This is a genomic window from Peribacillus folii (genome assembly GCF_030271255.1).
GTDB lineage: Bacteria > Bacillota > Bacilli > Bacillales > DSM-1321 > Peribacillus.
In genome coordinates this window covers 90,078-114,961 of sequence record NZ_JASJOM010000002.1, presented here as the reverse complement: position 1 = coordinate 114,961, position 24,884 = coordinate 90,078, and the positions used below count along the sequence as shown (strand labels likewise).

The 24,884-nt window shown below is 38.7% G+C and carries 20 protein-coding genes and 4 pseudogenes; 18 read left to right on the top strand and 6 right to left on the bottom strand.

Going from position 1 to position 24,884, the window contains the following annotated elements:
* Positions 1-245: 245 nt before the first annotated feature.
* Both QNI08_RS03165 and QNI08_RS03160 read left to right on the top strand, forming a co-directional pair.
* Positions 246-767, top strand: a complete 522-nt coding sequence (locus tag QNI08_RS03165) for an NfeD family protein (RefSeq protein ID WP_285765985.1) — start codon at positions 246-248, stop codon at positions 765-767.
* A gap of 17 nt (positions 768-784) precedes the next feature.
* Positions 785-2,320 (top strand): flotillin lipid rafts scaffold protein FloT, encoded by a 1,536-nt coding sequence (locus tag QNI08_RS03160; RefSeq protein WP_285765984.1) that lies wholly within the window; start codon positions 785-787, stop codon positions 2,318-2,320.
* A 281-nt stretch (positions 2,321-2,601) separates the two neighbouring features.
* Here the strand turns inward: QNI08_RS03160 and QNI08_RS03155 are convergent, their stop codons facing one another.
* Entirely contained in the window at positions 2,602-3,510 is a 909-nt protein-coding gene (locus tag QNI08_RS03155; protein WP_285765983.1) for a LysR family transcriptional regulator, read from the bottom strand.
* A 636-nt stretch (positions 3,511-4,146) separates the two neighbouring features.
* Here QNI08_RS03155 and QNI08_RS03150 point away from each other — a divergent pair.
* The 8 genes and pseudogenes from QNI08_RS03150 (at position 4,147) to QNI08_RS03115 (ending at position 9,955) form a co-directional block, all read left to right on the top strand.
* Positions 4,147-4,275: a hypothetical protein gene (locus QNI08_RS03150; RefSeq protein ID WP_285765982.1), complete on the top strand. Its 129-nt coding sequence runs from the start codon at positions 4,147-4,149 to the stop codon at positions 4,273-4,275.
* A gap of 68 nt (positions 4,276-4,343) precedes the next feature.
* Positions 4,344-5,513, top strand: a complete 1,170-nt coding sequence (locus QNI08_RS03145; RefSeq protein WP_285765981.1) for an MFS transporter — start codon at positions 4,344-4,346, stop codon at positions 5,511-5,513.
* A gap of 378 nt (positions 5,514-5,891) precedes the next feature.
* Positions 5,892-6,305 (top strand): MerR family transcriptional regulator, encoded by a 414-nt coding sequence (locus tag QNI08_RS03140; RefSeq protein WP_285765980.1) that lies wholly within the window; start codon positions 5,892-5,894, stop codon positions 6,303-6,305.
* A gap of 82 nt (positions 6,306-6,387) precedes the next feature.
* Entirely contained in the window at positions 6,388-7,254 is an 867-nt protein-coding gene (locus QNI08_RS03135) for an aldo/keto reductase (RefSeq protein WP_285765979.1), read from the top strand.
* Positions 7,218-7,889 (top strand): annotated as a pseudogene (locus tag QNI08_RS03130) (NAD(P)H-binding protein). The gene QNI08_RS03135 and the pseudogene QNI08_RS03130 overlap by 37 nt, the downstream one beginning before the upstream one ends.
* A gap of 134 nt (positions 7,890-8,023) precedes the next feature.
* On the top strand, positions 8,024-8,482 hold the full coding sequence (locus tag QNI08_RS03125; protein WP_285765978.1) for a flavodoxin: 459 nt from the start codon (positions 8,024-8,026) through the stop codon (positions 8,480-8,482).
* 236 nt (positions 8,483-8,718) lie between these two features.
* Positions 8,719-9,206: pseudogene (locus tag QNI08_RS22480) on the top strand (MFS transporter).
* Positions 9,207-9,715: 509 nt separating this feature from the next.
* Positions 9,716-9,955 carry a hypothetical protein gene (locus tag QNI08_RS03115; RefSeq protein WP_285765976.1) on the top strand — a complete coding sequence of 80 codons (240 nt, stop codon included), beginning with the start codon at positions 9,716-9,718 and terminating at the stop codon, positions 9,953-9,955.
* A gap of 403 nt (positions 9,956-10,358) precedes the next feature.
* Here QNI08_RS03115 and QNI08_RS03110 read toward each other — a convergent pair whose 3' ends face one another.
* The 4 genes from QNI08_RS03110 to QNI08_RS03095 form a co-directional block, all read right to left on the bottom strand.
* The gene (locus QNI08_RS03110; RefSeq protein ID WP_285765975.1) at positions 10,359-11,450 is read right to left on the bottom strand and encodes a Ger(x)C family spore germination protein; all 1,092 of its coding nucleotides are present in this window, start codon (positions 11,448-11,450) and stop codon (positions 10,359-10,361) included.
* A complete protein-coding gene (locus QNI08_RS03105; protein ID WP_285765974.1) occupies positions 11,440-12,540 on the bottom strand; it encodes a GerAB/ArcD/ProY family transporter in 1,101 nt (366 codons plus the stop codon). Before QNI08_RS03105 ends, QNI08_RS03110 begins: the two co-directional genes overlap by 11 nt.
* A gap of 8 nt (positions 12,541-12,548) precedes the next feature.
* A complete protein-coding gene (locus QNI08_RS03100) occupies positions 12,549-14,039 on the bottom strand; it encodes a spore germination protein (protein ID WP_285765973.1) in 1,491 nt (496 codons plus the stop codon).
* 535 nt (positions 14,040-14,574) lie between these two features.
* Positions 14,575-15,306, bottom strand: a complete 732-nt coding sequence (locus tag QNI08_RS03095) for an IclR family transcriptional regulator (protein WP_285765972.1) — start codon at positions 15,304-15,306, stop codon at positions 14,575-14,577.
* A 400-nt stretch (positions 15,307-15,706) separates the two neighbouring features.
* Here QNI08_RS03095 and QNI08_RS03090 point away from each other — a divergent pair, with 400 nt between their 5' ends.
* From QNI08_RS03090 to QNI08_RS03060, 8 genes and pseudogenes are all read left to right on the top strand, one after another.
* A complete protein-coding gene (locus QNI08_RS03090; protein WP_285765971.1) occupies positions 15,707-17,506 on the top strand; it encodes an acyl-CoA dehydrogenase family protein in 1,800 nt (599 codons plus the stop codon).
* A 56-nt stretch (positions 17,507-17,562) separates the two neighbouring features.
* Entirely contained in the window at positions 17,563-18,750 is a 1,188-nt protein-coding gene (locus QNI08_RS03085; RefSeq protein WP_285765970.1) for a CaiB/BaiF CoA transferase family protein, read from the top strand.
* Between the two features lie 304 nt (positions 18,751-19,054).
* Positions 19,055-20,329, top strand: coding sequence for an MFS transporter (locus QNI08_RS03080; protein WP_285765969.1), 1,275 nt, complete (start codon positions 19,055-19,057; stop codon positions 20,327-20,329).
* 68 nt (positions 20,330-20,397) lie between these two features.
* Positions 20,398-21,267, top strand: a complete 870-nt coding sequence (locus QNI08_RS03075) for a 3-hydroxyacyl-CoA dehydrogenase (RefSeq protein WP_285765968.1) — start codon at positions 20,398-20,400, stop codon at positions 21,265-21,267.
* Positions 21,264-22,469 carry an acetyl-CoA C-acyltransferase gene (locus QNI08_RS03070; RefSeq protein ID WP_285765967.1) on the top strand — a complete coding sequence of 402 codons (1,206 nt, stop codon included), beginning with the start codon at positions 21,264-21,266 and terminating at the stop codon, positions 22,467-22,469. The genes QNI08_RS03075 and QNI08_RS03070 overlap by 4 nt, the downstream gene beginning before the upstream one ends.
* Positions 22,470-22,534: 65 nt before the next feature.
* Positions 22,535-23,311 (top strand): enoyl-CoA hydratase-related protein, encoded by a 777-nt coding sequence (locus tag QNI08_RS03065; protein WP_285765966.1) that lies wholly within the window; start codon positions 22,535-22,537, stop codon positions 23,309-23,311.
* Between the two features lie 142 nt (positions 23,312-23,453).
* Positions 23,454-23,772 (top strand): annotated as a pseudogene (locus QNI08_RS22565) (L-2-hydroxyglutarate oxidase); the annotation flags it as partial.
* An 84-nt stretch (positions 23,773-23,856) separates the two neighbouring features.
* Positions 23,857-24,192 (top strand): annotated as a pseudogene (locus QNI08_RS03060) (DUF3870 domain-containing protein).
* Positions 24,193-24,585: 393 nt separating this feature from the next.
* On the opposite strand, the gene QNI08_RS03055 reads toward QNI08_RS03060, so the two are convergent.
* Positions 24,586-24,858, bottom strand: a complete 273-nt coding sequence (locus tag QNI08_RS03055; RefSeq protein WP_285765965.1) for a hypothetical protein — start codon at positions 24,856-24,858, stop codon at positions 24,586-24,588.
* Positions 24,859-24,884 lie beyond the last annotated feature (26 nt).

Here is a 24,884-nt window from a genome sequence, read left to right as displayed (position 1 = left end):
TGTGTGTAGTTTCTAAAAATTCGGATTAAATGCACATGCAAATAAGTTCTTTTACCTATGGAAAAATAGATAAAAGATTCTAAAGGTGGAAGAAACATGAAACTTTTTCATCTTTTGCACGTATTAAAGGTATGCACACAATTGGAGGGGATCATACATTACTAAAATCATCGTCATCAGGTAGCAAACTGCCATCCTGGGCTGTAACAGAGGCATGGGAAAATCAAATTCAAAGGATGAAAGAGATGGATTTATTTGGAGTTCCAGTTGAAACAATCTATTTATATGGACTAATTATTTTCGGGGGGCTAACATTCTTATTTATTTTGTTTCATGATATATTCTCAGGTCTTGAAATGCCGGATATATTTAATCCAACACTCATTTTCAGTTTTTTAACGGTCTTTTTTGCTAGTGGTTTCTTGCTTGAATCGCTTACAGGCCTCAACAGTGCGATGAATGCGGTGATTTCTCTGCTACTTGCACTTTCAATCGTCACCTTGTTAAACGTATTCGTGCTGATTCCCATCTCATCTGCGGAGGAAAGCTTAACGTTTCATGACAATGACCTGAGGGGCAGGGTCGGCAGGGTTCTGACATCAGTCCCGGTTGATGGCTTTGGGGAGGTCCTGATTGAAAGCATCAGCGGAAGCATTGCAAAGACTGCGGCCAGTTATAAGAATGAAGAAATTGTTTCGGACACAAAAGTCTTGATCATCGAAGTGAAAAACGGGGTAATTTATGTTATGCCCCACGAGAATGAATAACCGGTAGGAGGTCATTTATGTTTAGTTTAATTTGGATTGTTGTCGCCATTGTGGCATTTTTACTACTTGCACTTATCGCTGTTTTTATTACGAAATACCGTACTGCTGGGCCTGATGAAGCATTGATCGTAACAGGAAGCTACTTGGGAAGCAAAAATGTTCATGTTGACGAATCTGGAAATAAAATAAAGATTGTCCGCGGCGGCGGTGCTTTCGTGCTGCCAGTGTTCCAGCAGGCGGAACCATTAAGCCTGCTGTCCAGCAAACTTGAGGTCTCGACCCCGGAGGTATACACGGAACAGGGCGTTCCTGTCATGGCGGACGGTGTCTCTATTATCAAGATTGGCGGTTCGATTACGGACATTGCCACAGCGGCTGAACAGTTTCTCGGTAAATCCAAAGATGACCGTGAACAGGAAGCGCGCGAGGTGCTGGAAGGGCATCTTCGTTCAATACTTGGTTCGATGACAGTCGAAGAAATTTATAAAAACCGCGAGAAGTTTTCCCAGGAAGTGCAACGGGTCGCCTCGCAGGATCTAGCCAAAATGGGGCTCATCATCGTATCGTTCACGATTAAAGATGTCCGTGATAACAACGGATACCTGGAATCCCTTGGTAAGCCAAGGATCGCCCAAGTGAAAAGGGATGCCGATATCGCTACAGCTGAAGCGGAGAAGGAAACGCGGATCAAGCGGGCCGAAGCATCGAAGGAAGCGCAGCGAGCCGAGCTTGAGAGGGCGACTGAAATCGCCGAAGCCGAAAAAATCAACAAACTGAAGGTAGCGGAATTCCGGCGTGAGCAGGATATTGCCAAGGCCCGTGCTGACCAAGCTTATGATCTGGAAACCGCCCGCTCCAAACAGGATGTAACCGAACAGGAAATGCAAATCAGGATCATCGAGCGGCAAAAGCAAATCGAGCTGGAGGAAAAAGAGATCCTTCGTCGTGAAAAGCAATATGATTCTGAGGTGAAGAAAAAGGCGGACGCTGACCGTTACGCAGTAGAGCAGGCTGCCTCCGCAAACAAAATGAAGCAAATCACGGAAGCGGATGCCGATAAGTACAAAATTGAAGCGATGGCGAAAGCGGAAGCGGAACGCGTTCGTATGGACGGTCTTGCCAAAGCAGACGCACAAAGGGCACAGGGTACATCCGAAGCGGAAATCATCCGCTTGAAAGGTGTGGCCGAGGCGGAGGCGAAACAAAAGATCGCCGAAGCATTCGAACAGTTCGGTCAGGCGGCCGTCATGGACATGATCCTGAAAATGCTGCCGGAGTATGCCAAACAGGTGGCAAGCCCGCTCAGCAATATCGACAAAATCACTGTCGTCGATACAGGAGGAAGCGGTGCAAGCGGCGGGGCCAATAAAGTGACGGGCTATGCAACGAATTTAATGGCGACATTGCAGGAGTCACTAAAGGCTTCGTCAGGCATTGATGTCAAAGACTTGCTTGAGAATTTCTCGGGGAAGCGTAATATACCATTTGCGGCCATCAAACCAGAAACTCCTGAAGTGAACATGGATATGGCAGCAGGCAAGGAAGAGTTATAGGAGAAATGAAAAGGTATCGGAATGAAAGTCATTCCGATACCTTTTTGGGTTTTAGAAAGCTCATCAAAGACGGCAAACATAAACAAATCGAATTTTTTCAACGTAAAGCAGGAAGTTATTCAAGATTTTGGAGGAATTGTTTCGTTTTTTCCATTATAACTTCAAATATTTCCAAGATTTTCAGGCAACCGTTAAGCTGGGTAATGCCGGATTTAGGTGCATTGATGTGATGGTTATTAACTTTGGTCATTCTATAGTTTAAGTAATTTATCTTGATATTCCTAACCATCCGATAAAGTATTTATAAATTTTTCTTGAATTTCTTTTAAAAACATTTCAGCAGCAGCGGAAAAAGCCTGATGTTTTTTCCAAACAATATTTAAGCCAGATTCAAGTCTTGGCTCTAGCGGTCTAAAACAAAGGTTACTTTCACTAGACGTATTTACTATTTTATCAAGGGTTATTGCATAACCAATACCCTCTTCAACCATGATTGCAGCATTATATGCAAGATTGTAGGTAGTCACGACGTTTAATTTGTCGAAATTTTCACCAAACCAATCTGCAAATTCATTTTTAGACAATGTCTTTTTCATAGCCTGTCGTGAACAGATTAGAGGTACATTTAATAAATCCAGTGCTTGAATGGTATCTTTGAAAGCAAGAGGACTGTCTTTCCTCATAACAACGCCCCAAACATCTTTGGTTGGGATATTGATAAAATTGTATTTAGATAAATCAGCTGGTTCAATTAAAATACCAAAATCAAGCAATCCTTTGTCAAGCCGCTCCGTCACATCGTCTTCGTTTCCGCTGTACAGGTGATACCGTATATTTGCATAACGTAATTGTAAACCTTTTACTACCTGTGCAATCAGTCTCATGGCGTCCGTTTCCCCACCACCTACATAAACGTCACCACTTATTGTTTCTTCCATAGAACTAAATTCAATACCTAATTTATCAACCATATCAACGATTTCTTCTGCTCTCTTTCGGAGGAGCATTCCTTCATCTGTGAGGATGATACTGTGACTACTGCGAGTAAATAGTTTTTTTCCTAACTCTTGTTCAAGATCTTTTAATTGTCTTGACAGGGTTGGCTGTGTAACATGCAAAAAATTAGCAGCACCTGTAATGCTTCCTTCTCTTGCAACAGTAAGAAAATATCGCAAAACTCTAAATTCCATCTATTACGCCTCCTTTTAATTATATTAGTATACATATTTAAGAAATGCCTAACAAGCATATCGTGATATATGATATAAGTATTTGTTATAAATGATACGTACAGCTAGGATAAAGTATATGAAGTGAAGAAAGCGTGAGGGTAGCAAAACATCTGCTTATGAAGAAGAATTTGTTGTAATAATCGGGGCATCAACTGATATGGGGAATAAGCGATAGAATGAGGATCAGTCTCAAAACTAGGTAAAGTATTGGTTCAAATTTCAGATTAATTCCGGTCTAGAATTACTTGTCACTTATTTGCTTCAGTAATGATTGTCATGATGAATGTAAGTAACTAATCCACCTATCAAGTCAGGTAGCTTATATCACAGATGTATGAGTAATACCAATGATTCATTTTTTATAAATGCACCAATATAAGGAGGCTAATAAGGCGAAAAAATTGTTATGTCCAGGAATCTTAGTAACAAGTATTGCCCTCACTGCTTGCAGCAGTAATGCAATTAATAATCTGAAACCAATAGAGGTGACAATGCTAGTGATAAATCAAACCGTACACAAGAAGAATCAAAAGAAGACAGCATTTCAGATACAAGAATAAATTATCGTTTAATAAGGAGGAAGTGCTTGTTAGGATGTACGATAATCCAACTAGTAGGGATTTTTTAGCTCAATCTCCGTTAACCATAACATTTGAAGATAATAAGCAAAGTCTCCTTTTATTGTTTGGTTTTTCGGTTTGCACAATATCTGCTGAAAGATAACTCCTTAATTAACTCATCTTTACGCAACAAGATAATGACACGTTCAAGAAAGAAGGAAATTAATTTTTATGTCTAAAAGAAACAATTTACTTATATTCACATTGACACTAGGGGCTTTCGGTATCATAAATACTGAAATGGGGGTTATTGGGATATTGCCCTATATTGCTGATCACTTTCATATCAGTGTATCTAAGGCCGGGTTGCTGGTGAGTATCTTCGCACTCACTGTCACAATATCTGGTCCAACTATGCCGTTATTATTTTCGGGTATAAATCGTAAGAAGGCAATGTTATTTGTACTTGGTGTTTTCGTTCTAGCTAACATTGTCTCTATATTTACAACTAACTTTGCCATTGCAATAATAGCACGTGTGATACCAGCCATATTTCATCCAATCTATTTTTCAGCAGCTTTTACAATGGCTGCTAACTCAGTTAGCAAGGAAGAAGCTCCAAAAGCTGTTTCAAAAGTTTTTATTGGAGTATCTGCGGGGATGGTACTTGGTGTACCAATCGCAAGTTTTCTTGCTAGTACAGTATCGTTTCAAATGTCAACGGCATTTTTTGCCATCGTTAACGCTATAGAATTTATTGCTACATTAGTATTTTTCCCTTCTATGCCTATTAAAGAAAGACTTTCTTACGGAGATCAATTGTCTGTACTAAAAGAACCCATTACATGGCTTTCCATTGTTGCTGTCATTTTACTAAATTCAGCTGTATTTGGGGTGTATAGTTTTCTTGCTGAGTATCTTAAAACCGTTACGAATATCTCTGGGAAATCAATTAGTTTAATGTTAGTCATATTCGGGGGGGCAAGCATTTTTGGAAATATTGTGGCAGGGAAGTTACTTATTAAAAATCCTATCAAACTTGTAGTATCTTTTCCTTTTGTTTTGGGAGTCGTTTACATCCTATTATTCTTATTTGGACAATTTACTTTTCCTATGGCTATCATTACTTTAGTTTGGGGAGTATTAGCTGGAATAGGAACTAATATTAACCAATATTGGATTACGTCTGCAGCTCCAGGAGCTCCTGATTTCGCCAACGGCTTGTTTTTATCATCTGTTAATTTAGGAACAACAATTGGTACAGCTGTAGGTGGATTCTTCATTTCGGAAATAGGTACACGTTACGTCATCTTAGTGGGGTTATTATCGTTACTATTGAGTGTAGTATTTATTTTACTAAGAAACTACATGCAGAGTTCTGTAAAACAATCAACAATATAAACAGCTTTCTAACCAGTAAACCTTCTTGTCCAATTTTCTTTGATTAAATTTCCAGGTTGTTACCTTACTTAATTAGAATGGAAAAATCTAACCTAGCCTAGCTCATTAAAATTGAGAAATTAGGCTTTTTTCGTTGCTCAACAATCGCGCCCGATTGTTGAAAATCTTTAATGCTTTCACTTGTTAAACTAACGTAACCGCTTTTTCAAGAATACTTATTCACTAATTAACTATTAACTGGCTTTGTGTTATGTAGAATGTTCCCTAAATGGGCAAATTGATAACAAAATCAATTTTATAAGAAATTGTAACTGTATTCTTGCATTGGAGTTAGCTCAAAGGTTTACTATAGTTTATATAAGTAAGGAGGAATATTTGATGAATATCAAAAAAGCAGCTGAGATATTTGATTTAAGTGTTGATACACTCCGATATTATGAACGAGTAGGTGTTATCCCACCTGTTCACCGAAATGCAAGTGGATATCGTGACTATACGACGAACGATTTGAATTGGATTTATTTAGCTAAAAATTTGCGTAATGCCGGATTATCGGTTGAATCCTTAATTGAGTTTGCTAAGTTGGCCCAATTACGAGAAACGCAAAATGTAGAAGAAGCTCAAAAACAGATTTTATTTGATCAGTTGGAGGAGCTAGATAAAAAGTTAGCCGAAATGCAGGAAGTGAGGGAATTACTAGTTTATAAAATTGAAACTTATGGTGAGCATATCGCAAAATTCAAGACAGGTGAAATGGCACCTGATAAAGTCGAAAAATTGTGGGAACGATAAAAATAAAACTTCTTTCTTGCCATGGACTTAACTCCAAGGTTTAGGATAGGTAATGTAATCAAAGTTAGAGGAGGAAAACAATATGCAAACAATCAAATTAAACAATGGTGTGGAAATACCACAATTAGGGTTTGGAGTTTACCAAATTCCATTGGATGAAACAGCTAAAGCAGTTTATCAAGCAATCAAAGCAGGATATCGTTTGATCGACACGGCTTCTATTTATGGAAATGAAAAAGAAACGGGTGCAGGTATCAAACGAGCAATTGTCGAAGGGCTTGTTACACGTGAAGAACTTTTTGTCACCTCTAAGTTGTTTATTTTACAAACACCGGAATCTAAAGCAACTGAGACGATTGAACACTCACTTGATACTATGGGGCTAGACTATCTTGATCTTTATCTTATTCACCAACCCTATGGCGATGTTTATGGAGCATGGAGAGCAATGGTTGCAGCGCAAAAAGCAGGTAAATTGCGTGCAATTGGTATTTCAAATTTCAAATCAGCTAAGATGATTGAATTTGTTGGGCTGAATGAAGTGAAGCCTCAAATCAATCAAATTGAAGTGAACCCTTGGAATCAGAGAATTGAAGATCAAAAATGGCATGAAAAATATGATGTACAAGTAGAAGCTTGGGCTCCATTTGCAGAAGGACGTCACGATCTATTCACAAATCCTGTATTAGCAGAAATCGGAGAACAATATGGCAAAACTGTTGGACAAGTCGTGCTTCGCTGGTTAATGCAACGAGGAATTGTTGCATTGGCTAAATCTGTTCGTCCAGAACGAATGGCTGAAAACATTGATATCTTTGATTTTGAACTTTCAAAAGAAGATATTGAAAAAATAGCTGCTTTAGATATGAAAGAATCAGTTTTCTTTGATCATGATGCGCCACAACAAGTTGAATGGTTCATGAATCGCATGTTGGACACAGAAAAATGATGAAAAATATCCTTATCATTGGTGCAGGCGGTCAAATTCCAGAAGTGCTGATACCACTTTTACAAGAACAAGCTGATCTGAAATTAACATTGTTTGGTCGTCATGCAACTAGTCTACCCTATACGAATGTAACAAAGATTTCTGGTGATGCAGGGAATGTATCAGATTTGGCGAATGCCATGCAAAACCAAGAGATTGTTTATATGAATTTTGATAATGAAAAAATTACATAAATAGTCATTGAGGCAATGCATAAAACTGGCGTTAAGCGTATCATTCAAGCAGGTGTATTAAGTGTATACGGCTAAGTTGCGGAACCTTTTGCCACATGGAATAGTCGAATGATGGGCGGATCGATTGCTCATAAGCGTGGGGGAGAATCACTTGAAGCAAGTGATTTAGATTACACTTATATGCGGATGACTTGGTTATATAATGGCAAACGAAAGGATTATGTCGCAAGCCAAAAAGGAGAACCATTTTTAGGCGCAAAATTACTAGACAAGCAATTGCTCAATTTGTTATTGATAATATTACATGCAAACGAAACGATATCCGAGCAAGTATCGGCTTATGGGAACCTGGCTCAGAAAATAAATCAAAACCTGACTTTTATTGATTTAAGCGGTGTATGATGTAAATCAATCAGCAGAATGAATAGCAGAAACTGCGACATAATCCATTATCTGTACTATGTCACAGCCTTTTTATGGAGGAAAAGCACAGTGCAAAGGTGGAGATTTAGATAATTAAGAAGAATGCTATTTTCTTGCTAATAACAGTTATATGCGTCATTATCTTTGTTTTCATTGTACTACCAAAAATAATAAATCAGAATGAAAAGGAAGGAGCAACCATAAAAAATTCAAAAACATTGATTGTTTATTATTCAAGGACGGGGATAACTAAGGCAGTTGCTGAACTTATCCAAGAAAAAGTTGGTGGAGATCTCGTACAAATTGAAACAAAAGAGTCAAGACCAACGGATTACAGAATGGAAGTAGAACAAAATGCGCAAGAACAAGAGAGCGCTACCCTACCAGAATTAAAAACAATCATTACTAATTTTGAGAACTATGATCGTATTTTTATCGGAGCTCCCACATGGAACATGGCTTTGCCTCAAGCGGTAGTTTCATTTTTAAATAGTTATAATTTTGAGAAGAAAACGGTGATTCCATTTAACACGAATGGCGGTTACGGTCCTGGTTCAACCTTTAGAAGATAAATGCTGGTGCTAAAGGAGCGAAAGTTCTAGAAGGATATACTGTACAGGGCGGAGAAGAAACTAACGGTATCATGCTTGCAATTAAAGGTAAAAATAAAGCTGAGGTATCAAAGGAAATAGAGACTTGGCTAGAAAGATTAAACAATTAAAGAAATAGAAAGAAGTTAGAAAAGTTGAATAAAGAAAAATTTGGAATCATCTTACCAATCACATTACTATCCTACTTTTTGATATTAATGGATAACTCGATCATTTTTACCAGTTCAGTACAGATAGGAGAAAGCCTGGGCTTATCTGCCGCAGCACTTTCATGGGTATCAAGTGCGTATACGCTCACGTTCGGAGGCTGCTTACTTCTAAGTGGACGGCTTTCTGATTTGCTGGGAAGAAAACGTATTTTTTTGTTTGGGCTATTCATTTTTGGGATCAGTTCACTAATCATTGGTCTATCAACAACAGCTGAGATGGTGATTGCATGCGTGCGATTCAAGGGATTGGCAGCTCGATTATTGCACCTACAACCCTCGCATTAATCTTGGATGCGTATCAGAACAATATGAGACAGCGTGCAATTTCTTATTATGGCGCAACAGCAGGAATTGGTTCAAGTGTCGGTTTATTAGTTGGCGGTGCGTTGACTAGCTTGATTTCTTGGCGAGCTGGTTTCCTGATAAATATACCATTCACTCTTCTTCTGTTTTTCTTAACATTAAGGTACATATAAAATTCAGAACGACGAAAAGAAAAAATTGATTATCTAGGTAGTTTATTATCAATCATAGGATTAATTGGTATCATATATGGATTTACCGAAAGCAAAAGTATATTCGTCATCGCCGGTATGTTTATCTTAGGCTTATTCATTTTCTGGGAACGAAACGTTCCATATCCCATTTTGCCATTATCACTCTTTAAAAATAAGATACGATCCGGCGCATATGCCGCACGGCTTTTATTTATCATGGCAATGTTGCCATTTTGGTTCTTTTTACCGCAAATGATGCAGAGTCAATATGACTTTTCGGCCTTACAATCGGGTCTGGCATTTTTACCTCTGACTATCGTCAATTTTATCATAGCCATGCAATTACCACGATTAACCGCTAAATTTGGAAATAGTAAAGTTTTACTTGTTGGTGAGATAATATTAGTGGCTGGGCTAATTTACTTGCTTTCTCTAACCCAGCCAATGGTTATTGGCGTACTATTCCCATTCCTATGGTAATACTGGGTTTGGGGCAAGGACTGATTTTAGCACCGGTCACCTCAGCAGGCGTTCATGAAGCGCCAACTGAACTGGCTGGTATTGCGAGCGGCATTACAAATACCATGCATCAAATTGGTGGGCCAATCGGCTTATCTTTAATTGTCTCGGCTACTAATGATTTTTCTATTAAAATCTGGTTAATGACGTTATTTACACTCGCTTCTATACTGGTGGTTGCTATTTTTGTGAATGAAAAGAAATATTGATTACTTCTGAACGGGGAAAAAAATAATTTATTTTTTAAAAATCTTTGACATTGACAAATAAATATACAGTGATTAAAACTATAGCCATATGACAATAAGATGAACTAATATAGATCCCGCCTAACATTAGTACCCCCTCTTCTCAAACCTTATTCAGAATTTAAATAACATAATGTTAACATATTGGATATTATATGGATAATTCTTATTAAGCTAATATGCTCAGTTACTTTAAGTACAAAGGTTCACAAACTCACCTAAACTCCTTCCTAGATATCTAGGTGTTATTCAACAATATGGCCCAATTGTGGAACAAAGTTAAAAAAGTACACATTTCATAACCTTTTTCAAAAGCAATTCAGTTGAATCCCAGGCGTAGCAAAAGCCAATGCGTGTATTGTCATTATTCAATTACACCGCTTTCTTCTATTTTCACATTTGCTTTCACGCGAATAGGGATTGTATGGTACATCTTTTCCCACGCTTTCTTGTCCCAGTTTCTCGTTCTTGTTCGTACTTGGTCTCCAATACCAAGAGAATCAATATCAAGGTCTTGCAGCTTTTTTATTAGTTTTTCTCCTTTTTTCTCTATATCCTGTTCCAGCTGCTTTTCAATTTTTTTAGTAAAATTTTTTGAGGGATGAGGATTGGAATACTCTCTTAAAAACGCAATGACCTTTAAATGGATGGTGATAGGCTCTGATGTCATTGGCTTCTTTATCGTATACGATCGCTTGGAACGGATGTTATGTATGGAAACCAAATCGCCATCAAGTTTTGCTGCATACCCTAATTTGCTCGTATGCTCAAGCAACATTTTAAAGAGGATGCTTTCAATTCCTTTTGTTTGGTATACATATTTATCTTCGTTAAACAAGGCTATGCCTTTAACATACGGCTTACCCATTTTCAGGTCGACGACCGGTAAGAAAGTGTCAGCTCCTTCAGCGTAATAAGCATAAGTGAATACATGAAGGTTCGTTTTGGGAAGTAAACCAGCTTTAATATTGTGATTGATTTCTTTAGCAAGATAGCTGCCAACATCCTCATTTTCTATTCCTTCGGGTTTTGTTGTGATTATGTCGCTTGCATTTTTGTCTGCAACAGCCAGAATTAAAGATCCTCCAATCGAAGGGTCTCGTAGGAAGGTATCTGTTAGTGGGAATAAATGTTGTTTAGCCATTTCCTTGCTAAATATCGCCACTTTCAGTTTTCCGCTAAAAATCGGTTTATCAGACTGTAAATTGGTTTTGTCCCGGGTTTCCTTGCTTAAATTGGAATTTGCCGAAAAAGATACCGTTTTAACCGTTTTATCAGGCAAGTAATACGGGGTAACGGCAGTAGCCTTAAAGCCTCTTTTGCCTAAATCCTTATCGGAATCATAGCTAACTGCAGATACCATATTTATTTCGTCCAGCACTTTGGTCTGAACTCCCATACAGCCACTAAGAAGGACAAGCATGATGATTAAGACCAGGGAGTTTTTAATTCTCATGAAAATCCCTTCCCTTCTTCGTTCTTTTTGACATGATTAATGTTATGAAGTATAGGGCTGGTATATATACTAAATAAAGATATAGACCGGCATTTCCTAAGAAATTCAAGAGGGAATTCACTTCTTCTCTGCTATTTAAAGACAATGAAAATGCAATTAAAATGATCAGGTATAAAAAAGTGATTTTTTTAGATTTCACGTTAAACAATCTGCCAGTCCCTTGAATGGCGGCCCAGATTGTTAGACAAATAATTGGGACGATACTGAACATTAACATCGTAATACCTACATACTCAAAGCGCTCAACAAACGGAATTTTAACACTTGACCAAAAGTTCAATGTGGGCCAAATATATCGTTCAATTTGTGCTTCTGTAAAATATCCGATTGTTAGGACCATGATGAGTGAATAAAATAACATAGTGGTCAGGTTTCCCATGTATGCCCATTTTTTTGCTTTTTTAAATGGATCAATAAAAGGGTAGTACATCAACATGGTTGAAAACCCTAGATAGCTAAGAGACATATCTTTCGTTCCTATAGCCATTTCTTTAATGGAATGGTGCCATATGGGTAAAAGATTATGAAACTGCGCATAGCCAATCGGAAAGTAAATCGTCAGGATTAAGAAGGAAGTGAGGATCACTCCCAAAAAGCATAGTCCTGCAATGATTCGGAACCCGCCAGAAACTGCATAATAAATGACTATGGCAAATACAATACTGAGTGGCAATATGTTTATTTGAGGAAAGAGCCATGTCCCAATAATTTCTGCATATGTCATATACGCCGCTATACTGAGCATCAGCCAAAAAATGATCCAGATCATACTTAAAATCCCGCCGATATATTTTCCGAAGATTTGTTTGTGCACCCCTATTAAATCCTTTTCATGCGAATGCAGTATGTTGAACATACACCAAATTGGAAGTAAACAAACAATTCCCCCAAATATTACAGCAATCCAAGCATCATTCCCTGCGCTATGCATGATTAACCTTTGAAAACCCAGCACCCCAGTTCCTGTCTGCACTTTCACAACTAGGAAGAAAACAAAATACGGAGGAATACGTTCACTTTTGTTAACCATAAACCAGCTTATTCCTCCTTCACAGGATTTTTATCAGACGCCATTTTTTCATCAAAACGCATGAGATTTTCAGATTGAACTTCGACAGGTCGTTTTGCTTGAAAGGAAAATGGCAAACGAACGAGAGCATCTTTCCAATCCGAAAGGCGCAGTGGAAATAAAGGCTCGATAAATGGACGGCCAAGAGATTTTAACCTAAGTAAATGAACAAGCAGGAAAAAAAAGCTAATGGCAACCCCAATCAATCCTATATAACTGGCCATCAAAATAAACGGAAACCGAATCAGTCGGATTGCACTTCCTAATTGAAAGACTGGCGATGTAAAAGAAGCAAGAGCTGAAAGCGCCACGATAATCAATAAAACATTACTCGTTAACCCAGCTTCCACTGATGCGGTCCCAATGACAATACCACCGACGATTCCAATGGTTTGACCGACTTTGGTGGGCAGTCTAGCTCCCGCTTCACGAAGTAATTCAATGACCAATTCCAGGATTAAAGCCTCTAAAATAGGAGGGAAAGGCACCTCGCTTCTCGAAATTACAAGCGTATTTATTAGATCTTTAGGGATTAATTCATAATGATACGTTAAAATGGCTACATAAAGCGGGGTGATCAGTATGGAAAGTAACGCCCCAAAGAATCTTAGGAAACGGAAAAAAGACGCTATGACCCAATTAAGAAAATAATCATCAAAGGCAGAGAATTGCTCTATTAGCGTCGAAGGACCGATCAATCCATGCGGAGAACCCTCGGCGACAACGACTACCTTTCCCTCTGCGAGGGAGGCAGCCAACCGATCTGGCCGTTCTGTATCAACGTATAGGGGGAAAGGAGTCAGTTTATTGTCGCCAATCATTTGAGCGATATAGGAAATGTCAATGATCTGATTGAAATGAATATCCATTATTCGCTGCTTAGTAGTCTGGACATTCTCTTTGTTGGTAATCCCTTCAATAGAAAGAATGGCCACCCTTGTCTTTGAAAGCGAACCCACCGACAATTCCTCGATCGTGAGCTCTGGAATGGGTAATCTCTTCCTAATTAAATGGAGGTTTGTATCCAATGATTCCACGAGAGCTTCTTTCGGGCCAACAATACTATATTCAACTTCTGGAAGAGCAAATTCCTTATTCTCTTTGGAAGCTGCTTTAATTAAAACGGCTTTATGATTCAGATCAGCTAACATGATGCTAATATACCCAATTAGTAAATGGTCCTGTACCTCGGAGGGGGTATCGGTAAAAATCATACTTTCTAATGGAAGATCATGTATCACACCTTCAAGTGTATTGGAAGTTTTATTTATATAAGGCAAGATATCTCTACGTAATATTTCAATATCGATTAGAGTATTAAAATAAGATACACAAAGTCCGGTATGGTGTTCACTAGGTATCAATAAACGAGTAAAATCCTTTGATTTTTCTAGTTGTGTAATTGCATCGCTTACGTTATCCAATGAAGAATTTCCTCTTTTATTAAATGATTTTTTCATTATTGCCACACCTCATATGCTACATTAAGCATATTATGGGTTAAAAATTCTTTATTATACCTCCAAGGGCTTTATGATAGGGGTGCCTTATGGAATGTTTTCATGACCAGTTCTATCGTCATAAATCGAGGAAATGAATACACTGCTTTTTTTCTTGGAATGAAGGTTTACTAACGAAGCTATAACAGCATTTGTCTTCTCAAAAGATTCAAAGGGTAGCCGAGGCCAAACAGAAGATGGCCGAAGCTTTTGATCATTTCTGTCAGGCTGCCGTCATTGACATGATTTTGAAATTTCTGCCGGAATACGTCAAACAAAGTGGCAAGCCCGCACAGCAATATGGATAAAAACACTGGAGAATTTCAAAAGGGGTTCGGAATTTTATCATCCCGACCCCCTTTTTGGCTACAAACTGTAGTACTCAAGGCTTCTTAGAAGTATTTCTTATTGTTTGACTTACGTTTTTTTGTGGAATGTTTTTTAAACTATAAAAAAGGGTTGTTTTTAAGTGTTCTATATGTTCCAAAATCTTGAATTAATATAATGATTTTGAAATGTTTTCGGTCGTTTTTAATAATATAGGGATATACTGTTCCATCGTTTCTTTGTTCCAACGAAAGACTGGCCCGGAAACGGAAATGGCTCCTATGACTTTTCCTTTTGCCCCAAAGATAGGAGCTGATAGCGCAGCCACATTCTTCGTGAGTTCCTCCTCATTTATCGAGTAACCGATATTCTCAATCGTCTTTAGTTTTTTTTGAAGTGAATTTCTTTCTTCTTCAGGCAGAATGTTTAATACTTGTGCCTGTAGATCTCCATTTAGGAAAGCCAAGATTACTCTTCCGCTTGATCCAAGATGTAGCGGTATCCTATTACCGACTCCAGCTTTCCTGCTTATTTCCTGGTTACTTACATGTTCAATCACACACATCCTGATCATGCTTGTTAACATATAAAATCCTACCGTTTCCTGAGTTTCATCTCTAAGATCAATTAATTGGGAATCAATTAAAGAGATAAAAGGTATATCAGTAATTATTTTATTAGCATAGTCGATAAAAACGGTTCCAAGAGAATATTTTTTAGAAACTGAGTCTTGGAAGACCAAACCTTCCAACTTCAGCGTAGTTAACATGCGATGTGTGATAGGAGGGGAAATGTCAAGTTTTTCACTAATATCTTTAATTCCTTGTGGACCTGGTGTCTCATTTAAATGATTGATAATTTTAATGGCACGCTGCACAGTAGACGAAATCTTCGTGTTCATAAATAAAATCCTCCGTTAAATCCCATTTAAATTAAGTTTTATAGTTAGTATTCGTTAAAATTATTAAACGATATTTTGACCGTCAGTTATTGAAAATATTATATCATACCAGGATGACAAGCTCATTAACAGGGTTAAGAATCTTTAATATGGAACACTATAATAACTTTAAAAGAAAGAATCCTATAACCACGAAAGTTAGTCTTTTATACCGTATATATCTAACAAAATATTATATTTGTATATTGTATATAACTTTGATCTTGAAAGTTGAAATGTCATGTTCAGATTAAAATAAAAAATAAATTGACAATTTAGACAATATTCTCTTAATATCAAATATAGGAATTATAATTCCGTTATTGTTAATTACTATTTTATCTGAATAGGAGGAAATTTTATGAATGTTGAATTTTTAACATCCAATTCAATAAAAGCTGAATTGGGCGCGATGCCAGAGACAAAGGGTTTAAACTTTTTTAAGGAAGATCCCAATCTTCCTTTTATTCTTCAACGTTACCTTTCCAAAGAAGATTATGATCACGCCTTGTCTTACTTAACAGAATTAGGTGAAATTGCAGGAACACGTTTAGATGAGTTATCTCGTATTGCGGATAAGCATACTCCTGAGTTAATTGCTTTCAATGGGAAGGGAGAGCGTATAAACGAAGTGGACTACCACCCAGCCTACAAGGAAATGGAGTATGTAGGATACGGTAAATTTGGTCTCGCTGCTATGTCCCATAAACCGGTACTGGGGTTTTCTACGAAACTTCCACATGTACTAAAATATGCATTTTGGTATTTATTTGTACAATCCGAGTTCGGGTTAGCTTGCCCAATGAGTATGACAGATTCAGGGGCACGTGTTTTAAGGAGGTATGCCGACCAAGACATGCAGGATACCTATTTACCCCGTTTGACAAGTACAGATATGAAGGAATTATGGACGTGCGCCCAATTCATGACTGAAAAGCAAGGGGGGTCCGATGTTGGGGCTAACACGTTAACGGCCAAAAAAGTGGGCGAGCGGTGGGAGCTTTGGGGCGATAAGTGGTTTTGTTCGAATGTATCAACAGACCTAGCATTAGTGTTAGCTCGGCCGGAAGGTGCATCAGCGGGCACGAAAGGACTTGGGATGTTTTTAATGCCAAGAAAACTACCGGATGGATCGTTAAATAAGTTTAGTATCAACCGAATTAAAGACAAGTTGGGAACTCGCGACATGGCTTCGGGTGAGGTAGCATTTGAAGGGGCGGTCGCTTATGCTGTAGGTGATGTGACCAATGGTTTTAAGCAAATGATGTCCATGGTAAATTCCTCACGATTATCGAATGCCGTCCGTTCCACTGCCATGATGCGCAGAAGTTTTTTGGAAGCGCTTATTTCGGCTCGAGGCCGAGTAGCCTTTGGCAGCTCTATAGCCGAAAAGCCGCTTATGAAAGAAACCCTGTTTGAATTATTACTAGATTCCGAGGCAGCTGCGGCCATGACATTTTTCACGGCCTCCGTGTATGATCAAGCCGATCAAGGAAGCAAAGCCGATGAAAAGCTATTACGGATTTTGACGCCCTTACTAAAAGGATACATTTGTAAACGAGCGAGATATTCCACCTCTGAAGGAATGGAAGCAAGAGGCGGGAATGGGTATATCGAGGATTGGGTGGAACCGAAGCTTGTGCGCGATGCTCAATTAGGTGCAATTTGGGAAGGAACCACCAATATTGTGGCGTTAGACGTAATAAGATCCTTAGTGAAAGATGAAGCTGGAGAGGTATTCTTTAATACAGTCTGCAATTTCAAAGGTGGTATCTCTGATTCTTTGGCGCAGCAGACTGGTAAGGTTCTTCTACACGTAACCAATAAAATTGAAGCGCAAGCAAAGAAAATAATGAATTTGAACGGGCCAGAGAGAGAATTACCTGCAAAACAATTAATGAACCGCATGTATCATGTTTGCGCTGCCAGTCTTTTACTGGATGAAGCATCTTTGCAAATTAAAGAACAAGGAAGCTACCGTAAATTATACATGACTTTACAGTATCTCCACCGTTATTTGCTTTCAAATGGTTTGGATGATTTTAGCTACTCGGATTCATCATTATTGCAATGGTTTGATGCTATTGTTGACTGGGAACAAGTTCCAGAACAGGCTGTAGAAGCATTATTAAAACAAGTGCAGCGAACCGTAAAACTTTAAAACAACAATAACTTCCATAAGGTTCAAGGCATCGATTAAGAATTGGGGAGGGTATCATGGCTAAAGCTTTAAGCGGGATTAAGGTTCTTGATTTAAGTCGGGTGGTTGCTGGTCCAACTTGTACTAGCATGTTGGGAGATTTGGGAGCGGAGGTCATTAAAGTGGAGGGACCGGAATTGCTAGATGAAACGCGGGCTTGGTTTCCTCCTGATATTAAAGAGTTAAGTTTATATTTTATGGCAGTTAACCGAAATAAAAGAGCCATCACAGTGGACTTAAAGACAGAAAAGGGAATACAAATCATAAAAAAGCTTCTAAAGGAAGCGGATGTTGTCGTAGAAAATTTTAAAACAGGGACAATGGAGCGGTTAGGACTAGGATATGAAGAATTGAAAGCGTTAAACCCTACATTAATTCATTGCTCCATCACAGGTTTTGGACATACAGGACCTTACAAACATTTACCGGGATATGACTTTATTGCTCAAGGGATGAGCGGGTTTATGAGTATGAATGGGGCACCAGACGGTGAACCTACAAAGTCTGGGAATGCTATGGCTGATTTATTTACAGGTTTACATGCGATTATTAGCATATTAGCTGCTTTGCAGGCAAGAAATCATACAGGTCGTGGCCAGCATTGTGATATTTCGCTCTTGGATACTATGGTAGCTACAATGCTTAATCTTGCTACAGGCTATTTAAATACAGGGAAACTTCCTAAACGTTATGGCAATCAGCATCCGACCCTAGTTCCCTATCAAAATTTTAAAACTAAAGATTATGAGATTATTGTTGCAGTAGGTAATGATAGGCAGTTCCAACGTTTTTGCTCCTTACTGGAGTTGGATGAGTTATCTAGTGATGAGCGTTTTTCAACAGCCAGCGCACGTAACATAAATAGGGAAGAATTAATTCCACAAATACAAGAAGCATTATGTATGAAAACGGGAGACGTATGGCTCACCACTTTCCAGGAAAATAATATTCCTTGTGGTCCTATTAATACATTAGATCGAGTTTTTGAAGATAAGCAAGTACTTGAAAGGCAGATGATACAGGAAGTTGAACATCCACAAGTTGGAATCGTTAAACTTTTAGGTTCACCAATCAAACTTTCAGATACACCGGTTACCATTGAGAGACATCCACCTTTACATGGGGAGCATACTGAGGAAGTATTATTAGAGTTAGGATACGATAGAGAAGAAATTGAATCTTTCATAAATGAAAAGGTAATTTAAACATACAGTGCTTATTTATCCACTAGATATATCGTTGCTTATTTATCCACTAGATATATCGTTCAGAAGACAATCGAACTTCCTACCGTAAAGTTTAAGTAGAGTTTATATGGCAATTCATATAGGTACATGAACAAAATGTTTGCCTGAACAATGAATCGGTGATGGAAACTACTCGTTATTAGCATTCCTACCATCCTATGACTTTACATCCTTTAAAAAGACAACGCTTACAAATGGAATTGTTTATCTTTTCCAACAAAAGTATATAAAGAAGTTGAATAAATAATTAAGGCGGTGTTTTATGGATAAAGTTAGATCAGACCGGACTTGGATTGTAGTTTTCATCGCTTGCTTTTTAGGTCTTATGGTAGATGGAATGGATTTAATCATGCTGTCTATCACGATGCCTAGTCTAATGGAAGAGTTTAATATTGGTAATGCAGCTGCAGGTCTCATTGCTACATGGTCCTTAGTGGGTATGGGTGTCGGCGGGATCTGTGGTGGTTGGTTGGCTGATCGATTTGGCCGGGTGAGAATGGCGACCTGGATGATGGTTCTATTTTCAGTTGGAACGTGCTTAATTGGATTTACCCAAACATATGAACAATTTATTGTTGTTCGTTTCATATCTGCAATTGGTATAGGGGCGGAATATACAATTGCTACGATGCTTATGGCTGAATATGTACCTACGAAAAGGAGAACGACAGTTTTAGGTACAATTCAAGCGGCTTATTCTTTAGGATATTTAGTGGCAGCTTTATTGGCAGGTGCAATATTGCCTGAATATGGTTGGCGGCCTCTATACTTTATTGCGGTTGTACCTGTTCTATTAGCCATTTATATAAGATTCAGGGTTCCAGAACCTCCAGGATGGAAAGAAAAAGCGCAAGCGCAAAAACAAAAGGGGAATAAAAAAAACGAGTGGGCTACGATTTTTAACGATTCAAAAACAAGAAAGATTTTTATCTTATGGGGCATTACTGCGACCTTCTTGCAATTCGCTTATTATGGTGTTGGTACCTGGCTGCCGTCGTATATTGTCACTGATTTAGGTATTGATTTTAAAAAGATGACAGGCTACCTGGTAGGGACTTACACGGCCGCAATCTTAGGAAAGATCATTACAGGTTGGCTGGCAGATCGATACGGTCGAAAAACAATGTTCATTATAGGGGGGCTATCTACTGCGATTCTCTTACCCCTTGTTTATCTTTACAATACACCGACTAACGTTATCGCGTTATTAACGATTTTGGGATTTCTATATGGTATGCCATATGCAGTCAATTCCACATACATGAACGAGAGTTTTCCATCGGATATTCGTGGTACGGCTGTAGGGGGCTCGTATAATATTGGCAGAATCGGGGCAGCGATAGCGCCTTTTATGATTGGTTTCATTGCGGAATATCAATCAATAGGATTAGGATTAGCTACCCTAGGTATTGCCTATGTCATATCAGCAGTGATTCCTGGACTATTTATCAGGGAAAAAATGTACGATCCGTTTGAAAAGGAAGAAAATGTTGTTACGGACCAAAAAGGAAGCGCAATTAACACTAAAACCATGTAAGGCTTACAATAGTAAAATTTCGTTTTAATCTACAAAAGATTTTCATTTAAATTAGAAGGGGGAAAACAATGAATAGGCTTGTTGTAATAGGTTCAGGCGTGATGGGACGTGAAATTGCTTATGTTGGTGCAGTAGGGGGCTTTACGGTTACGCTGGTTGATGTTAACGAACATGCACTTAAAAATGCTGAAGCTGAACTGAACACTATTTTTGAAAAAGGACTTTTAAGGGGGAAACTTTCCTATGAACAGGAGCAAAAGGCAAAAGCGAACTTATCCTATTTAACAGATTTGCAAAAAGCTGCAACTTCAGCTGATGTCATTATTGAAGCGGTCCCTGAAAAAGCGGAAATCAAAAGACAGGTGTTTGGAACAATTGAAGAATACGCACCAGCTCATTGTATTTTCGCAACGAATACCTCCACTATGAGTCCGACGGAAATTGCTTCTTATGCAAAACGTCCTGCTCAGACCATAGCCATGCATTTTTTTAACCCAGTGCATAAAATGCCGCTGGTAGAAATTATTCGAGGCCTTGAAACGAGTACAGAAACTGCGGAAGCAATAGAAACAGTAGCCAAAAAGATGGGGAAAGAAACGGTTGTCATTAATGAGTTTCCTGGTTTCGTGACGAGTCGCATTAATGCGTTAGTTGGCAATGAAGCTTTTTATATGCTTCAAGAGGGACTTGGAACACCAGAAAAAATTGATAAAGCGATTAAGCTAGGGCTTAATTACCCAATGGGTCCCTTTGAGCTAGTGGATTTAGTGGGTCTTGATACACGTTTGAACAATTTAAACTATTTACATGAAAAGTTAGGTGAAAAATACCGTCCTGCTCCATTACTTGAGCAGTATGTAAAATCAGGACGTCTTGGACGTAAGTCTGGAAAAGGCATCTATGACTATTCAAAGAAAGAAGAGTGGATGGGAAAATGAAAGAAGTAGTGATTGTAGATGCTGTAAGAACACCAATTGGGAGATATAAAGGCTCATTAAAGAGTGTAAGGCCTGATGATTTGGGGGCAGTTGTCATTAAGGCACTTATTGAAAGAAACCCCAATTTGCCTTCAGAACAAATTGAGGATGTCATTTTCGGCAATGCCAATCAGGCTGGAGAAGATAATCGCAATGTGGCAAGAATGTCGGCTTTGCTGGCCGAGCTTCCAGTTAATGTGAGCGGAACTACGATTAACCGGTTGTGTGGATCAGGTCTTGATGCTGTTATGTACGCTGCTAAATCTATTGCGGTGGGGGAAGGAAATATTTATATTGCCGGTGGAACAGAAAGTATGACAAGAGCTCCTTATGTCATGGCAAAACCAGAAAATGAATTTCCTAGGGGGGCGATGGAACTTCATGATACAACGATTGGCTGGCGCTTTACGAATAAAAAGCTGGAAAAAATGTATGGAGTGGACTCAATGCCACAAACAGCAGAGAATGTAGCTTACCGTTTTTCGGTGTCCCGAGAAGCTCAAGACCAATTTGCTTTGCAAAGCCAGCAAAGAGCAAAACAAGCAATTGAAACTGGACGTTTTACGAATGAAATTGTTCCGGTTCGTTTTAAAGACCGAAAAGGAAATGAGATAGTCTTCGAGCGAGATGAGCATCCACGTCCGGATACAACGCTTGAAAAGCTGGGAAAACTCAAACCAATTTTTGAAGGCGGCACGGTAACGGCTGGGAATGCTTCTGGTGTAAATGACGGAGCTTCAGCCTTACTATTGATGAGTACAGAAAAAGCGAAGGAATTAGGATTAAAACCCCTAGCCAAATATGTAGTCGGAGCAGTTGTTGGTCTGGAACCATCGGTTATGGGTCTTGGCCCTATTTATTCTACGCAAAAGGTATTAGAAAGGGCAAATTTGGAAGTGGGTGATATTGGACTTGTCGAATTAAATGAGGCGTTTGCTTCCCAGTCTATTGAGTGTATCCGTCAATTAAAATTGGACCCGGAAAAAGTGAATGTAAACGGTGGTGCAATTGCATTTGGTCACCCGTTAGGTGCAAGCGGAGCACGCATTTTGACAACACTACTTCATGAGATGAAAAAGCAAAATGTTCAGTATGGACTTGCCACCATGTGTGTCGGCGTTGGACAAGGCGTATCAGCAATTATTGAAAACATGGAAGAGTAAAAATAAGCCCTTATTAGTTGGACTAGTTGGGGCTATTGTCCTAAGAAAAAGGAGAGATAATTTTCGTGTCTAATATTATAAACAAAATAGAAAATCATATTGCTTATATAACAGTGAATCGTCAAGAAGTAATGAATTGCTTTAATTATGAAACCCTTATTGATCTTCAGGAAACTGTCGATGCTATTAATGCTAATCAGGACATCCGTGTGGTTATTTTCACAGGAGCAGGTCAAAAAGCATTTAGCGCGGGTGTAGATTTAAAGGAAAGAAAGACATTAAATGAAGCGCAAGTAAGAAGAAACGTCAAAGCCATTCGAGATGTATTTAACAGTATTGCGGGACTACCCCAGCCCACCATCGCAGCGGTTAATGGGTATGCATTGGGAGGAGGGCTTGAATGGCTACTTTCTTGTGACTTTGCCATAGCAGCTGAAGGTGTAACAGTGGGCCTAACGGAAACAAGTTGGGCTATCATACCAGGAGCCGGAGGTACACAACGACTACCGAGACTAATAGGTCAAACAAAAGCGAAAGAACTAATCTTCACTGCTAAAAAGGTGACAGCGGAAGAGGCACTTGATTTAGGCATTTTTTTGAATGTGGTACCGCGTACCGAGCTGAAAACTGTCTGTGAAGAATTGGCTGCAAACATGATGAAAAACGGTCCGATTGCATTAAAACAAGCGAAATATGCCATTACTCATGGAATGAATACGGATTTGCAAACGGGGCTTGCCATTGAGTCAAAGGCATATGAGATAACGATCCCTACCGAAGATCGTATAGAGGCTCTTAATGCGTTCAGTGAAAGGAGAAAACCACAATTTTTAGGTCAATAATATGGCGCTGCCAAATAGCAGAGATTCTCGATAAATGAAGTGTTTAAAAGTGTATGATTTTGCAATCGTTGGCAGAGAAATTGTTGGGTATCATCGCGAGTGGCCCTGATTAAACGATTTCCATATTCATAAGCAGTCGTAATTCCCATTTTTAGGAGTGCATTTTACCCGTATGATCAGGGGAGAGGTAGATGCAGGTCCAAATGCTGTACTAAGCTTCAAACGAGAAGGATATAAAAAAACAGATTTCAATGCAAAAGATTTAACGGAAGTGTTAAGTTACCGAGGATCAGGAAATTGGCGAGTAAATTTACGAAATGCCTTCAGGAGTTGGTGCCCAGGCCTTAAAGGACGATGGAAATATGGTGGATGACTTTCATATTATCATGGATAAGCGCAACGCACATATATGTAATGCTCCTTCGCCCGCAGCTACTGCTTCAATGGAAATTGGCAAATAAGTGGTTAACCGAATTCCTGAGCAGTGTCATTTAAGGGAAGTAGCTTTACAAAAATATAATACTCCCTAGAGAGGAAGGTTCTTAATGATTAATGGGAAAACCATTTTAATTGCAGGTCACGCCCGTTTACCTCAGGGGATGGCAGCTAAAAGTGTTTTTGAAACATTAACGATTACAGCGGAAGTCGATGCCGAATTTGGGGTTGTACTCGAGGCGTCTTGTACATTAGCAACAGAACAGGGACGTTAATTTATTGGACGGCTTTTAAAAGGGATCTGTTTAAGTGCTGGTATTGATGATGCAATCGAATTGATTCAAACGTATTATCAAGGAAAGGCAACAAATGCACTGATAGCTGCACTAAAAGATCTTAATCTTCATTTTCAGCAAATTAAGTCTGGAGAAAAAAGTACAGAATAAGAAAAGATATAAGGTTCAATACACTGAAAGAAAACTTGGGAATATTAAAGACAAGCGGGATGTTTTTTATATTTTGACAATTAGTGTAATTTACCTATGAAACAGAAACATATGAAGTAAATATCTATCTGCAAAACATGGAAATTTATAATAATGAGTTTTACAAGAAATAGGGGATATAGGTTAAATTAAAGCGAGTATGTAGACAGTAGGGGTTTGGACTTGAAATTCCCCATCGGTTACCATCTGGAGCTTTAAAAGCTTCTATTTAGGCCGGCTTTAAACTACACATGTCAAATGCGGATGCAAAAAAACTGTAGACAAACTGATTTTTATCTAGTTTGTCTACAGTCTGAGATAATGGAATTCATCTCGGTGCCCTTTTATCCTTCATCAACAAATATGGTCATCGTATTCGGTTTTGAGGAAATCCAGCATTTGTTGCTTTTGCTGTGAATAATGGAAACAGTTAAAGTAAAAGGAAAAGTCATCAAAAAAGAGTGGTTTTATTTCGTCAAATGCAAATGCGCTTAAGAAATCAGAAATGACCCGCTCTTGGTCGACTGAGTCGAACAATCCCGATACGTAAAATTGATAATTGAATTTGTCGTATAAGAAAAGATAGCCAGTATCTTCAAATACATTTTTCACGGCTTGCCCATCCAAACCTACCCACTCCTTTCTTCCCAATA